The sequence below is a fragment of the Marinomonas gallaica genome (assembly GCF_049821165.1).
GTDB classification, from domain to species: Bacteria; Pseudomonadota; Gammaproteobacteria; order Pseudomonadales; family Marinomonadaceae; genus Marinomonas; species Marinomonas gallaica.
On the sequence record NZ_CP187511.1, the window covers coordinates 1,741,726 to 1,755,022 of the forward strand.

The 13,297-nt window shown below is 43.8% G+C and carries 12 protein-coding genes; 5 read left to right on the forward strand and 7 right to left on the reverse strand.

Features of this window, described 5'->3' with window-relative positions; genetic code table 11:
- Positions 1-29 precede the first annotated feature (29 nt).
- Positions 30-1,301: an aromatic ring-hydroxylating oxygenase subunit alpha gene (locus ACPUEK_RS08140; RefSeq protein WP_067214942.1), complete on the reverse strand. Its 1,272-nt coding sequence runs from the start codon at positions 1,299-1,301 to the stop codon at positions 30-32.
- Between the two features lie 315 nt (positions 1,302-1,616).
- Between ACPUEK_RS08140 and ACPUEK_RS08145 the strand changes: the two genes are divergently transcribed.
- The 4 genes from ACPUEK_RS08145 to ACPUEK_RS08160 all read left to right on the forward strand — a co-directional run bounded on the left by ACPUEK_RS08145 (position 1,617) and on the right by ACPUEK_RS08160 (position 6,866).
- Complete coding sequence (locus ACPUEK_RS08145; RefSeq protein ID WP_067214939.1) at positions 1,617-2,750, forward strand: hybrid-cluster NAD(P)-dependent oxidoreductase; 1,134 nt, start codon at positions 1,617-1,619, stop codon at positions 2,748-2,750.
- Positions 2,751-2,772: 22 nt separating this feature from the next.
- Positions 2,773-4,653: a DUF294 nucleotidyltransferase-like domain-containing protein gene (locus tag ACPUEK_RS08150; RefSeq protein ID WP_425642882.1), complete on the forward strand. Its 1,881-nt coding sequence runs from the start codon at positions 2,773-2,775 to the stop codon at positions 4,651-4,653.
- A gap of 9 nt (positions 4,654-4,662) precedes the next feature.
- Complete coding sequence (locus ACPUEK_RS08155; protein WP_067214934.1) at positions 4,663-5,373, forward strand: 3'-5' exonuclease; 711 nt, start codon at positions 4,663-4,665, stop codon at positions 5,371-5,373.
- A 386-nt stretch (positions 5,374-5,759) separates the two neighbouring features.
- Entirely contained in the window at positions 5,760-6,866 is a 1,107-nt protein-coding gene (locus tag ACPUEK_RS08160; protein WP_067214932.1) for a GlxA family transcriptional regulator, read from the forward strand.
- 105 nt (positions 6,867-6,971) lie between these two features.
- Here the strand turns inward: ACPUEK_RS08160 and ACPUEK_RS08165 are convergent, their stop codons facing one another.
- From ACPUEK_RS08165 to ACPUEK_RS08190, 6 genes are all read right to left on the reverse strand, one after another.
- Positions 6,972-9,191: an NADP-dependent isocitrate dehydrogenase gene (locus ACPUEK_RS08165; protein ID WP_425642883.1), complete on the reverse strand. Its 2,220-nt coding sequence runs from the start codon at positions 9,189-9,191 to the stop codon at positions 6,972-6,974.
- Between the two features lie 249 nt (positions 9,192-9,440).
- Complete coding sequence (gene hflD / locus ACPUEK_RS08170; protein ID WP_067034593.1) at positions 9,441-10,070, reverse strand: high frequency lysogenization protein HflD; 630 nt, start codon at positions 10,068-10,070, stop codon at positions 9,441-9,443.
- A 26-nt stretch (positions 10,071-10,096) separates the two neighbouring features.
- Positions 10,097-11,206, reverse strand: a complete 1,110-nt coding sequence (mnmA, locus tag ACPUEK_RS08175) for a tRNA 2-thiouridine(34) synthase MnmA (protein ID WP_067034591.1) — start codon at positions 11,204-11,206, stop codon at positions 10,097-10,099.
- Between the two features lie 83 nt (positions 11,207-11,289).
- Entirely contained in the window at positions 11,290-11,679 is a 390-nt protein-coding gene (locus tag ACPUEK_RS08180) for an NUDIX domain-containing protein (protein WP_425642884.1), read from the reverse strand.
- Complete coding sequence (locus tag ACPUEK_RS08185) at positions 11,612-12,319, reverse strand: pseudouridine synthase (protein ID WP_425642885.1); 708 nt, start codon at positions 12,317-12,319, stop codon at positions 11,612-11,614. Before ACPUEK_RS08185 ends, ACPUEK_RS08180 begins: the two co-directional genes overlap by 68 nt.
- Before the next feature lie 112 nt (positions 12,320-12,431).
- Positions 12,432-12,677: a cold shock domain-containing protein gene (locus ACPUEK_RS08190; protein WP_067034587.1), complete on the reverse strand. Its 246-nt coding sequence runs from the start codon at positions 12,675-12,677 to the stop codon at positions 12,432-12,434.
- A 271-nt stretch (positions 12,678-12,948) separates the two neighbouring features.
- On the opposite strand from ACPUEK_RS08190, the gene clpS reads away from it, so the two are divergent.
- Positions 12,949-13,296, forward strand: a complete 348-nt coding sequence (gene clpS / locus ACPUEK_RS08195) for an ATP-dependent Clp protease adapter ClpS (protein ID WP_082866051.1) — start codon at positions 12,949-12,951, stop codon at positions 13,294-13,296.
- Position 13,297 lies beyond the last annotated feature (1 nt).

Below are 13,297 nucleotides of genomic sequence, written 5' to 3' on the forward strand. Positions count from 1 at the left end.
CTGGCTTTTTAATTTAGGGTAAAACCTTATTATTTCTTAAGGTTCTTTTGAATAGTATCTGTGTACCATTCTAGGAAGTTCATAACACCGAACTCGTAAGTTTCAGAGTATGGACCAGGCTGGTAACCTACAGAGTTAATCCCCAATTGGTTTTGCTCACCCAGTACACGGTCTTGGTCGTTAGTAGCATCCCAAACTTGACGTAGACGATCTGGATTGTAGTCTTCGCCTTCTACTGCGTCTTTGTGTACGAACCATTTAGTGGTCACCATAGACTCTTGAGCAGAGATTGGTAGAACACGGAACACGATGAAGTGATCAGACTGCATGTGGTTCCAAGAGTTCGGAAGGTGAAGGATACGCATAGAACCAAGCTCAGGGTTCTTGATGTTGCCTAGCATCTTCTTACAGCCGGCTTCACCATCAATCGTCATTACTTTTGTGCCTTTCTTCAAAGGCATACGAACGATGCGGTTACGCTTACCTGGGCCGTAGCTCTTGTGTTCGTGTGGAATACCTTCTGCATCCCATTTAGCAGACTGTTCTGCGTAATGGTCTAGGAAGTCTTGAGGTGCACGAGGGTCATTCGTGTCATCCCACTCTAAAATTGTGTTCAATAGTTCAGGGTGGCTACCTGCACAGTGGTAACACTCACGGTTGTTCTCAAGTACAAGTTTCCAGTTAGCTTTCTCGTACATGTTGGACTCAGCCGCTAACTTCGTGTTTTCCACGTCGTAAGGTGCCATGTACTCTTCAAGCGTTGCTAGGAACTCATCGAAGTCGCCTTCTGGTTCTTCTTTACCAAGAGAGACAAAGACGAATCCTCCCGCTGTTTTACAATGTGTTTTCTTCAGACCATGCTGAGACTTATCGAAGCCTTCTTGCATCTCTGTACCAGCAAATAGCAGGTTACCTTTAAGGTCGTACGTCCACTGGTGGTAAGGACATACTAAGTTTGCTACTTTGCCGCGGTGCTCAAGACATACGCGAGAGCCACGGTGACGACATGTATTGTGGAAAGCATTGACAGAACCATCTGCATCACGAATGACAAGGATTGGGTTTTGCGCAATTTCCACTGTGAAGTAATCGCCACGGTTTGGAATTTCGCTGGTCATACCAACGAATAGCCATTCCTTTTGGAACACTTCTTCCACATCAACGCGGAACATGTGAGGGTCGTTGTATAGTGGAGCATCCAACGAGTAATTGGCTGGGCGAGCCTCAAGCAATTTAGACATTTCTGTGCGAGCTTCTTGAACAGTCGCGTAACGCATGTTTAACAGATCATATTGATTCATTAGAGTGATCCTCAATAACAAAAGCCGAGTTGATGTTGTTTCCCTCGTCGGAGCAACATAGTTGGGAATTTCTATTATATTCCCTTTGTCGTTATAATAATGACGCTATCCTCACCTAAGTTAGGGTTTGCGAAATGACTAATTGCGACATACTCTCATACATAAATCGACTCTTCTTGCTACATCAGATAGTTAGCGCTATTTTCATGGCTTCAATGAGCAACTTGGTGTCGCAAAAGGTCAACTGAAATCCTAGCACTCGAACGACAATTGCTCAAATCGGTGAAACGTCAACGCCATCAAGAGAGAATAACCATGACAACTCCTCCAACAGTCGCATCCGCTGCAGACTACTTAGCACCAGTAAATACTCAAACTTGGGTAAATGGCCGTCATAACGTACGTTGTGTAAAGGTTATTGAAGAAGCTTGGGATGTGCGCACTTTCTGCTTTATGGCACAACAGCCAGTTATGTTCTTCTTTAAGCCAGGTCAATTTGTAACCTTAGAGCTTGAGATCGACAGTAAGCAAGTAATGCGCTCTTACACCATCTCTAGTGCACCATCTGTACCTTACAGTTTTTCCATTACTGTAAAGCGCGCACCTGGTGGTTTAGTATCTAACTGGTTGCATGACAACATGAAAGTGGGTGACGAACTAGCCGTTCACGGTCCAGTTGGTAACTTTAACTGTATCGATTTCCCTGCAGATAAAGTACTACTTCTATCTGGTGGTGTTGGTATCACGCCTGTTATGTCGATGGCGCGTTGGTGGTTTGACTCAAATGCCGAAGTTGATATGGTATTCATCCACAGTGCACGTACTCCTCGAGATCTAATTTACGCACGTGAATTAGATCACATGGCGTCTCGTGTTGATAATTTCAATCTTAACTTGATTGTTGAACGTGTAGAGAATGGTCAGGCATGGCATGGTTTCCGTGGTTATCTAGACGCAGTTAAGCTTGAGATGATTTCGCCTGATTTTATGGAGCGTGAAATTTTCTGTTGTGGACCTACACCATACATGAGCGCGATTAAGAAGCTTTTGAAAGAGAAAGGCTTCGACATGTCTCGTTACCATGAAGAAGCATTTGGTGCGACACCTACTGATGTTGAAGAAGAAGCGATTGAAAACGCAGAAGTGGCTCAAGAAGCAGCGGATGCAATCAATAGTGAAGACATGCATCGTGTAGAAGTGATTAGCTCAGGTATGACGATGAGTGTTCAAGTTGCTCCAGGTGAAACACTTCACAACGCAGCCGCTAAGCTTAACCTTCACATTCCTAAAGCGTGCGGTATGGGCATCTGTGGTACATGTAAAGTGATGATCAAAGAAGGTGATACACACATGGAAGCCAACGGTGGTATTACGGATGAGGACGTAGCAGCCGGTTACGTTCTTTCATGTTGTACAGTCGCGAAATCTGATGTTGTATTCGAATACTAATTACTAGTATTAAGGGCGCCCTATGGAAGCTGAGCAAATCGAGATAGCTGAATTCTTAGGGCGCTATCCTCCTTTTTCATTCTTACCTGAAAAAACACTGAATTTGGTGGCTGCTTCTTTGGAGATTAGCTACTACCGTCAAGGTGCTGATGTCTATAAATTTGGCGATGAGATTCATGATTTATGTTTTATTCGCAGTGGTTCTATAGAGATCTATCGGCGTAATGGTGTTCTCTACAACCGTTTAAGTGTTGGTGATGTATTTGGTCAGCTTGGTTTGCTGATGAATAATCGCATTCGTTTGCCATCGAGAGCGCTTGAAGATTCGTTAATTTATTTTGTTCCTGAAACCCTTTTTAACGAGTTGTGTGATAATTACGATGAGTTTGCTTACTTTGTTGAAGTAGACGACAAGCGTAAGATGAATAAAGAAATACAGCAAAAACGTGAAGAGAATGATCTTTCCAGTGTGAAAGTGTCTACGTTGATTGCTCGACCTCCTATTATGATTTCATCCGATGCCAGTATTCGCCAAGCTGCGTCGGTGATGACGGATGAATCCGTCTCGTCGTTACTGATTTACGATGAAATAGCCCCCGTTGAAGACTTCGGCGATAGTTTTAAACATTTGGTTGGCATACTAACCGATCGAGATTTGAGAACCCGCGTTGTCTCGCAGGGTGTCGATCTTGACAGTGCGGTATCTTCAGTGATGACGCAAACGCCTAAGACCTTGGATAAGGATACGTTTGTTTTTGAAGCGATGTTAATGATGTTGCGTTTTAATCTTCATCATTTGCCTATCGTAGAAAACAATGTCCCCATTGGTGTGATTGCGATTTCAGATATTGTTCGATATGAATCTAAAAATAGTCTGTATATCGTGGGGCTGATTCATCGACAACATTCTATTGAAGAATTAGTTCAAGTGTCTAAAGATGTTCCATCTTGCTTTGTTCGCATGGTGCGGCAGGAGTCTAGTGCTCAAATGGTCGGTAGTGCTATGTCGGTTATTGGGCGTAGTTTTAAGCAGCGCTTACTTGAGCTTGCCGAAGAGAGGCTTGGTCCACCACCCGTACCTTATTGCTTTTTGGCCCTCGGCTCTATGGCGCGTGATGAGCAGCTGTTGATTACCGATCAAGATAACGCCTTGATCTTGTCCAACGATTATAATCCCCGCCAGCATAATGAATATTTTGAAGCTTTAACTGAGTTTGTCTCAGAAGGTTTGGATAAATGTGGCTACCCTTACTGTACTGGTCGTATTATGGCGACCAATCCGCGCTGGCGAAAAACGATCAGTGAATGGCGTGAGTGCTTTGCAGATTGGATTGATGTGCCCAATCCTGATGCATTACTAAATAGTTCAGTGTTTTTTGATCTTGAAGGTGTTTGGGGTAAAACAGAATGGGCTGATGAGTTGTACCGGTTCATTGTCAATAGAGCCAAAAACACGCCTAAGTTTCTTGCAAGCTTGTCTAGAAATGCCTTGCTCCGTACGCCACCATTAGGCTTCTTCAAAGAGTTTGTGATGGAAAAAGATGGTGAGCATCGTCGCACTATTAATTTGAAACGTCGAGGAACTGCCCCGTTAGTTGATCTAATTCGAGTCCATGCTTTGGCCGTAGGATCCACGTCGCGTAATTCAATAGATCGCCTTGATGACGTAATAAAATCAGGAATACTGCCTGATAAACGTGGTCAAGAACTTAAGTATGCATTGGAGTATCTGGCCATGGTTCGTATTAGGCACCAAGTAGAAGACGTTGAAGATGGGTCTGAGGTCGATAATAATATTGAACCTGATACGTTGTCTGACATCGAGCGACGCAACTTAAAAGAAGCGTTCAACGTGTTGAGCAATAGCCAACGTTTCCTCAAATATCGTTATCCTTTTTCGTGAGTTACAATTATGGCTCGTGTTAGTGATGCATTTTCTTGGCATGAGTTTATTCGTCAAGAGACGGCCAGTGTTAACTCACCACTTCTTAAAAGCTTTTATGCCTCGCAAAACTTTTCAGAAGATCTCACTTTGGATCAAGCTGAGTTTGTTGCCCTAGATTTCGAAACGACGGGCCTTGACCCTAAAACAGACGAAATTGTCAGTATTGGTTTAGTGCCTTTTAATTTAAAGCGCATAAAAGTAGCGGAAGCAAAACATTGGATTGTTCGGCCTAAATGCAAATTAAGCGATGATTCGATTGTTATCCATGGTATTACCCATAGTGAGGTGTCGTCTGCTCCTCGTATTTCAGAAGTGCTAGAGCAAGTGCTCAAGGCCCTTGAAGGTAAGGTCGTTGTTGTTCATTACCAGTACATTGAACGGCAATTTTTGAACCGAGCAGTGGAGGGTGTGTTAGGAGAAGAACTTTGGTTTCCTATGTTAGATACCATGCGTTTAGAAGCGATGCTTTATCGTGATGGCTGGCGCACCAAATTAAAGCGATTGTTCGGCAGTAAGCTGGTTTCTATTCGTTTAGTAGACAGTCGTTTGCGGTATGGCTTGCCTCGCTATCATATGCACAGTGCGATGACGGATGCAATTGCTACTGCGGAGCTGTTGCAGGCTCAAATTCGCCATCGCTTTGATGAGTCAGTACGTGTGACAGACTTATGGCAGTAAAACAGTAGATAATAGTGTTGTTGCTCTTAAATGGTGTGAAAGGTGTTATTTTTTGGGCGATATGAAGCTTAATATGGCGAAAATGGTCTACAGTTAAGGTTGATCTGCATTAAAAGCGACTTCTTCTATCTTTAAGGTAGCGCTAGGGTGGTGTCGTTTTTTGTGTGGTATGTTTTAAATTTTGTCGTTTATGTGATATTTATAAGGCTCGGGTCAATTATTATACGGGTTCTGTTTCACGGCTTAGAATAGCCATATAATGAATAGAAAGTGAAGAGACGTTCACCCAACAGCTACTGTCGGTCCGTCATAATAAAAATGGTGTTTATAGCAATACTGGCCTGATAGTTGCTTACGCTATATATCACGTATAAGAGGGCACATTCATGGTCTCATCTTCCCCTACTACAGCGACTAGCAAGAAGAAAGTAACGCGAGTTGGTTTCTTGCTGCTAGATAATTTTACTATGATTGCGTTGGCTTCAGCTCTTGAGCCATTACGTATGGCCAATCAGCTGTACGGTGAGGAGCTGTATAACTGGCATATGATTTCCGAATCTGGCGAACCTGTCGTTGCCAGTGATGGATTAAGTTTATCAGCCGATACGTCAATCGCTGAATGTCCAGAACTGGATATGATTATTGTTGCCGGTGGCTTAGACATCACTCGCGGTTTTACTTCCAAGCAAGTGAGCTGGTTGCAACAAAGATCACGTAAAGGAATTACGTTAGGCAGTATATGTACAGGAGCGTACGTACTTGCTCATGCAGGCTTGTTGGATGGTTATAACTGCAGTGTTCATTGGGAGTGTATGACGGCTTTGCAAGAAAGCTTCCCTAAAGTTCGTTGTAATAATCGCCTTTTCTCAATGGATGAAAATCGCTTTACTGCGACCGGCGGTAGTGCACCACTAGATATGTTCCTGACCATTATTGCTCGAGAACATGGTGCGAAATTGTCTGGTGCAGTATCAGATATGTTTATATGTGATCGTATTCGTAGTGAATTTGATCAGCAACGTGTGCCATTGCGTCAGCTTAATAAGGGGGGTTGTAAGCCTAAATTGGTTGATGTGATTGAGTTGATGGAAAATAACTTAGAAGAGCCGATAGACCTTGATGAATTGGCCGCGTTTGTTGATGTGTCACGTCGTCAACTAGAGCGGATGTTCCATAAGTATTTAGATTGCTCTCCTTCACGTTACTACTTACGCCTTCGATTAGATCGAGCTAGACAGCTATTGAAACAATCTAGTATGTCTATTGTTGAGATATCGGCTGCGTGTGGCTTTATTTCAACGCCGCATTTTAGTCGCTGTTATCGTAAGCATTTAGGTATTTCTCCACGTGATGAGCGTAAAGTAGCTTGGATGGGAAATATTACCCCAGCTGAACAGAGTATGGGGAATTTGGTGTATATGCCGCATTCAGCGCATGCGCTAAACAATGCGCATTCAGAGCCTAGTTTTGGGTCTGTTGCAGTTGTTAATTGAGCATAGAGTTAAATAAAAAGGGAGCTAAATTAGCTCCCTTTTTTGTGCTCAAATTTTGTGAACCTCTAACTCAAATTGCTTTGAGTTAGAGGTTAAAAAAGAGAACTATAGTGATGCTAGGGCAGCATTAAAGGTGGCGCTTGGGCGCATTACTTTCCATAGTTGCTCTAGATCCATATGGTAGTAACCATCTAGATTAGCAGGTTTACCCTGTACAGCAGCTAACTCTTCAACAATCTTCGCTTCATTCTCAGTCAGAGTTTTAGCAAATGGTGCAAACTTAGCAGCTAGTTGCGCGTCTTCTGTTTGCGCTGCAAGTTCTTGTGCCCAATACATTGCAAGGTAGAAGTGGCTACCACGGTTATCAATATCACCAATTTTACGAGAAGGAGACTTGTTGTTGTCTAAAAGTTTGCCGGTCGCTTTATCAAGGGATTTCGCTAAAACTTTTGCTTTCTCGTTGTTTTGCTTAATACCGATTTCTTCAAATGATACAGCGGTTGCTAGGAATTCACCTAGAGAGTCCCAGCGTAGGTAGTTCTCTTCTTGAAGCTGTTGTACGTGTTTAGGTGCAGAACCACCTGCCCCTGTTTCGTACATACCGCCACCATTTAGCATCGGAACGATAGACAGCATTTTAGCAGAAGTACCTAATTCCATAATAGGGAATAGGTCTGTTAGGTAGTCACGTAAAACATTACCTGTGACAGAGATGGTGTCTTTACCACGGATGATGCGTTCCATAGAGAAGCGGATCGCTTCGTTGTAAGACATGATGCGGATGTCTAGACCTTCTAAATCGTGATCTTGAAGGTATTGTTCAACTTTCTTACGAAGCTCATTATCATGCGCACGCTCTTCATCTAACCAGAAGATAGCTGGTGTGTCGGAGTTGCGGGCACGAGTGACGCCTAATTTAACCCAATCTTTGATCGCAGCATCTTTTGTTTGGCATGCGCGCCAGATATCGCCTTTTTCAACATCGTGTTGCATTAGAACGTTGCCGTCTGTATCTACAACACGCATCAAGCCATCTTTCTTAGCTTCGAAAGTTTTGTCGTGTGAGCCGTACTCTTCTGCTTTTTGAGCCATCAAGCCAACGTTGGGAACAGTGCCCATTGTAGTTGGATCAAATGCGCCGTTTGTTTTACAGAAGTTAACAACTTCTTGATAAATTCGAGCGTAAGTAGACTCAGGCATAACGGCTTTAGTGTCTTTTGGCTTGCCATCACGGCCCCACATTTTGCCCGAGTTACGAATCATAGCCGGCATAGAAGCGTCAACAATGACATCAGAAGGAACGTGTAGGTTAGTAATGCCGCGAACAGAGTCAACCATGGCGATTTCTGGACGATGTTCATAACAATCGTGGATTGCCTGAAGGATATCATCTTGTTGAGACTGAGGAAGTGTCTTAATTTTGTCGTAGACACTGCCAATACCGTTATTTGGATTCACACCGATTTTTTCAAATACATCGCCAAACTTATCCCAAACTTCTTTGTAGAAAACGGTAACAGCGTGACCAAACACAATAGGGTGAGAGATTTTCATCATGGTCGCTTTGACGTGTAGTGACCACATAATGCCAGCATCTTTTGCTTCTTGAAGAGACTCTTCAAAGAAGTCGCGAAGTTTGCTGGCGCTCATGCGCATGCCATCGAGTACTTCGCCTTCAAGTAAAGGTAGTGTTTTCTTAACGTCTACGTTGCCTTCTTGGTCAACAAACTCAATGCGTACGTCTTGAGCTTTGTCCATAGTCACAGATTGCTCAGACGAGAAGAAGTCGCCATCACGCATGTAATCAGCATGAGTTTGAGATGTCTTCAGCCATGCGCCCATAGAATGTGGGTGTTTGCGTGCGAATGCTTTTACAGCGGCTGGAGCGCGGCGATCAGAGTTACCTTGACGTAAAACAGGGTTTACTGCACTGCCAAGTAGCTTAGCGTAACGTGCTTGTACGGCTTTCTCTTCTTCAGATGCAGCTCTTTCTGGGTAGCTAGGGATGTCGTAGCCTTGTCCTTGAAGCTCTTTGATGGCTGCATTTAGCTGAGGAATAGAGGCTGAAATGTTTGGTAGCTTGATGAAGTTGGCTGTTGGTTCAGCGGTTAATTCACCTAGAAACGCTAAACCGTCTTCTACGCGTTGATCTTCTGGTAGGCGATCGGAAAAGGCCGCTAAAATACGGGCTGCTAATGAAATATCCGTAAGTTCTAGCTCGATGTCTGCTTCTTTCGCGAAAGAGCGAAAGATTGGCAGAAGAGAAGCCGTCGCTAGTGCCGGTGCTTCATCTGTCAACGTATAGTAAATCGTTTGTTTTGACATGTATTTCCCCTAACATTCTGGCTAGTTAGCCGTTTGGATAGAAGGTGACTTATGGCCGCCATTCTCTAAATCAAATCAAATTTGATTAAATTTTTGGTCATTATACTACCTCAATTAAGAGGTCGAGAAATATTGCCTAAGAATATAGTCAAGATTGATCTAAATGATTGTTATCAATCAAGGGGGGAAGGGAAAGAAGAAAATGTTGAATTGGCTTCTTTCCCTTGGTGTCGGAAGTGTAAAAAGAGGTTAGAAACGACCTTCAAGTTGCTTAAGCAAAGCTTTGCGTTTAAAGATCAGATGCCAGCGTCTTCCACCTACTTGTCGCCAAAGCATAGCTGCACGAATGCCAGCCATTAAAATAGCGCGTACTTGGTGAGCTACATGAGATTGCTGTAAGAAACGGCTATCTCCGTGCACCTGAATACGAAACGATAACTTACTTAAAGTATCTTGGTACATTCCAGAAATGCCAGCGATCACATTTTCATGCATTACAGAGTCATAGTGCTCTAATTGACGCTCCAGCTGATTCAGTCGCTGACCGATTGCGGCTAGCATATCTGAGTCTTTGTGTAGCTTAGATTCAAGATGGATCATGCTTAACGCGTAGCGAATGGTATCGGGATTGACGGCGTCTTTGCCTTTGCCCATAACTTCTGTCGCAATGCGTCGCCCCAAAGCCAGGTTGCTCTGACAGTCAAATGGACCACCGTAGATATCCTCGGTCGTAGGGGCATTAACCATTAATATGCTACTGAGTATGGGTTCAGCATAGCTCTGATCTGTATTGCCTTTACGTGCTAGGTTAGCAACCAGCTCCGCGGCTTGGAAAATGGCCGCTAATGCAATGGCTTGTTCTTTTTCACTGTGCTGCATAGTGCGCTCCAAGCGAATAAAATGTCTTACTTGTTAAATGCAACATTGATGATGCCGCCGCCTAAACAATGTTCGCCAACATAGAAAACGACTGATTGGCCAGGGGTCACAGCTCTTTGAGGTTCTTTAAAACTGACCTCAATTCGACCATCAGCCAACTCAGTTAGCGTGCACTCTTGGTCCGGTTGACGGTAGCGACATTTGGCCATACAAGTTAATGGCATGTTTGGCTTATGGCGTGCTACCCAGTCAAACCCATCGGCGATCAGGTGCGTTTTAAACAATGATTCATGTTGACCGCCTTGAGTTACGACTAAAACATTGCGATTTAGGTCTTTTTCAACGACATACCATGGCTCGTCAGGGTAGTTTGATAAACCGCCAATGCCAAGCCCTTGGCGCTGGCCAATCGTGTGGTACATCAAGCCATGGTGCTTGCCGATGATATCACCATCAAGCGTTTCAATATTGCCCGGCTGTGCTGGCAGATATTGCTCAAGAAAATCTTTAAAGCGACGTTCGCCTATAAAGCAAATACCTGTACTGTCTTTCTTGTTGTGCGTCACGAGGTCAAATTCTTCGGCTAAGCGACGCACTTCGGGCTTTTCTAATTCGCCAACAGGGAAGAATGTGCGGCCAATTTCGTCTTTACCAACGGCGTACAAGAAGTAGCTTTGATCTTTGTTGTTATCAAGACCTTTTAGTAACACTGGTTCACCGTCTATTTCGCCTCGGCGAACGTAGTGCCCTGTCGCGATATAGTCCGCTCCAAGTTCAAGTGCGTATTCTAAAAATGCTTTAAATTTAATTTCTTTGTTACATAGAATGTCAGGGTTTGGCGTGCGACCCGCTTTGTACTCTTCGAGGAAATGTTCAAAGACATTGTCCCAGTATTCTGCAGCGAAGTTGGCAGTGTGAAGATGAATGCCTAATTTATCACAGACGGCTTGAGCATCGGCTAAGTCATCTTTCGCTGTGCAGTATTCAGTGCCGTCATCTTCGTCCCAGTTCTTCATAAATAAGCCTTCGACTTTATAGCCTTGCTGTTGCAGAAGAAGTGCGGAAACTGATGAATCAACACCGCCGGACATGCCAACGATGACTTTAATCGATGCGTTTGGGTTCTCTGTACTCATGGGTTCTCTCTAATAGTGGGAACGGGGTAAAGGCCCGTCATTAGAATAAGTGCGTATTGTAACGGATCACGCGCTTGAGGTCTTTAGCTCGGGAAAATGTGCCTGTTATTGATGCCGTCAATTGCGAGTGATTGACCGCGTTCATAATCGTTTATGCATTGCATAATCAAAGGGCTACGTTGTTTGCGAGCTACAATGTCATCTTTTGTTAGCCAGTTTGATTCAATAATATCTTCGTCGAGTGCCATATCGACTTGGTGTATCGGCTTACAAATAAAACATACACGATGATACGTATCCGCACCTGTGAAGGGTGTAAAAGCATACAGTCCTAAAATGGCTTCAGGCTCTACTTGCCAACCGGACTCTTCTAGGGTTTCTCGAATAACCGCTTGTTGCAGAGACTCACCGTTTTCCACGTGACCGGCTGGCTGGTTGATGACGATCTCTCCGTCCTGAGTCTCGGTGACCATTAGATAGCGATTGTGTTGATCTACTACTAGGGCTGCGACGGTTAGGTGAGGGAGTCTTTCTCGCTTTTTCTCGTTCAAATTGAGTTACCTGCTCATCAAGTTCTGTTGTAGGTTCGGTAATAAGATATTGTCCAGGTGTAAGATTTTCAACACTGTAAGGGCCTATTGCAGCACGAATCAGGCGAAGTGTCGGGAAGCCAACGTGGGCTGTCATACGTCTGACTTGACGGTTTTTGCCCTCTGTTATTTTAAGTTCAATCCAGCTGGTTGGGATATTGGCGCGTTCGCGAATAGGGGGGACTCGTTCCCATATGTTAGGCGAAGCGATCTTGCGACACTCAGCTGGCTTAGTCATACCATCTTTTAACTCGACACCTGCTTGAAGTGCTTTGATGGCATCATCATTAATATCGCCTTCCACCTGCACCCAATAGGTCTTAGGCATTTTGAATTTTGGAGAGGCGATCAAATGCTGTAAGGGGCCTTGGTCAGTCAGTAATAGCAGCCCCTCAGAGTCATAGTCTAGACGGCCAGCAGGGTAAACTGCTGGGATATCGACATAGCGAGCGAGTGTGTCTTTACCTCCATCAGAAGTGAATTGACTGAGGACTTGGAAAGGCTTGTTTAGTAGCAAAAGCATGGCAAGGGACACTTAAAACGAAAGTTTAGGATGCAATAAAGCACCTCTGGAACTGCTGATCATACCAGAGGTGTTTGAATAGTTAAGATGTCTAGTGCTATTTCAAATGCCGTTAAGCTGATTCTGTGATGCTTTCCTCAACGTTGGCTCCGCTTTCAACTGGGGTAATTTCAATGGCGTGTAAGCCTCGTTTACCAGGAGAGACATCAAATGTTACGGTTTGACCTGCCTTTAGGGTTTTGTAACCTTCAACATTGATCGCTGAATAGTGGATGAACAAATCTTCGTCGAAACTGTCAGATACAATAAAGCCGTACCCTTTTGCGTTATTAAACCATTTAACGGATCCACGATGCATGAGTCACTCCTTCAATACTCTGTAGGCTCGATTAGCCGAACCGCAAATAAACGCTGTTAATGAATTCGGTTTGATATATGTGATTAAAGATCTGTTAAACTCACTTTCATGATTTCAATAGGGTTTAATTGTGTGACTTTTGACCACATATTACTTGAGAGTAGAACTCTATTGTGGATTTGTAAAATTCTTATTGTTTTCCACTTTCTGGGTTACTAGGGATTGAGGAAATGCTAATTAACGTGAATATTTGTAGTGTTTGAGGTCCGAGATGTTTGCATCGAAGCAAATTAGTCTAAGTTTAGAGGACGATGATAACGGTCACTCGTCGGTTGCTATCGCACCAGATGAAACTGATCTTCAGCCGCCGTCTATGTATCAGGTGGTTTTATTTAACGATGACTATACGCCAATGGATTTTGTCGTATTTATTCTTCAGCGCTTTTTCAATATGGATTCAGAAAAAGCCCAGCATGTAATGATGGAAGTACATACCAAGGGTAAAGGTGTTTGTGGCATTTACCCCTTTGGTATTGCGGAAACTAAAGTAGCTATGGTGCAGCAGTTTTCAGAGCAAAACGAGCACCCCCTAATGTGCGACTTGCAAAAAGTCGACTGAT

Coding starts and splice junctions, on each gene's coding strand:
- ACPUEK_RS08145 (WP_067214939.1), top strand. CDS start 1,617: ATGACAACTCCTCCAACAGTCGCATCCGCTGCAGACTACTTAGCACCA.
- ACPUEK_RS08185 (WP_425642885.1), bottom strand. CDS start 12,319: ATGCTTTTGCTACTAAACAAGCCTTTCCAAGTCCTCAGTCAATTCACT.
- ACPUEK_RS08150 (WP_425642882.1), top strand. CDS start 2,773: ATGGAAGCTGAGCAAATCGAGATAGCTGAATTCTTAGGGCGCTATCCT.
- ACPUEK_RS08140 (WP_067214942.1), bottom strand. CDS start 1,301: ATGAATCAATATGATCTGTTAAACATGCGTTACGCGACTGTTCAAGAA.
- ACPUEK_RS08190 (WP_067034587.1), bottom strand. CDS start 12,677: ATGCATCGTGGATCCGTTAAATGGTTTAATAACGCAAAAGGGTACGGC.
- ACPUEK_RS08155 (WP_067214934.1), top strand. CDS start 4,663: ATGGCTCGTGTTAGTGATGCATTTTCTTGGCATGAGTTTATTCGTCAA.
- mnmA (WP_067034591.1), bottom strand. CDS start 11,206: ATGAGTACAGAGAACCCAAACGCATCGATTAAAGTCATCGTTGGCATG.
- ACPUEK_RS08165 (WP_425642883.1), bottom strand. CDS start 9,191: ATGTCAAAACAAACGATTTACTATACGTTGACAGATGAAGCACCGGCA.
- ACPUEK_RS08160 (WP_067214932.1), top strand. CDS start 5,760: ATGGTCTCATCTTCCCCTACTACAGCGACTAGCAAGAAGAAAGTAACG.
- hflD (WP_067034593.1), bottom strand. CDS start 10,070: ATGCAGCACAGTGAAAAAGAACAAGCCATTGCATTAGCGGCCATTTTC.
- ACPUEK_RS08180 (WP_425642884.1), bottom strand. CDS start 11,679: ATGGTCACCGAGACTCAGGACGGAGAGATCGTCATCAACCAGCCAGCC.
- clpS (WP_082866051.1), top strand. CDS start 12,949: ATGTTTGCATCGAAGCAAATTAGTCTAAGTTTAGAGGACGATGATAAC.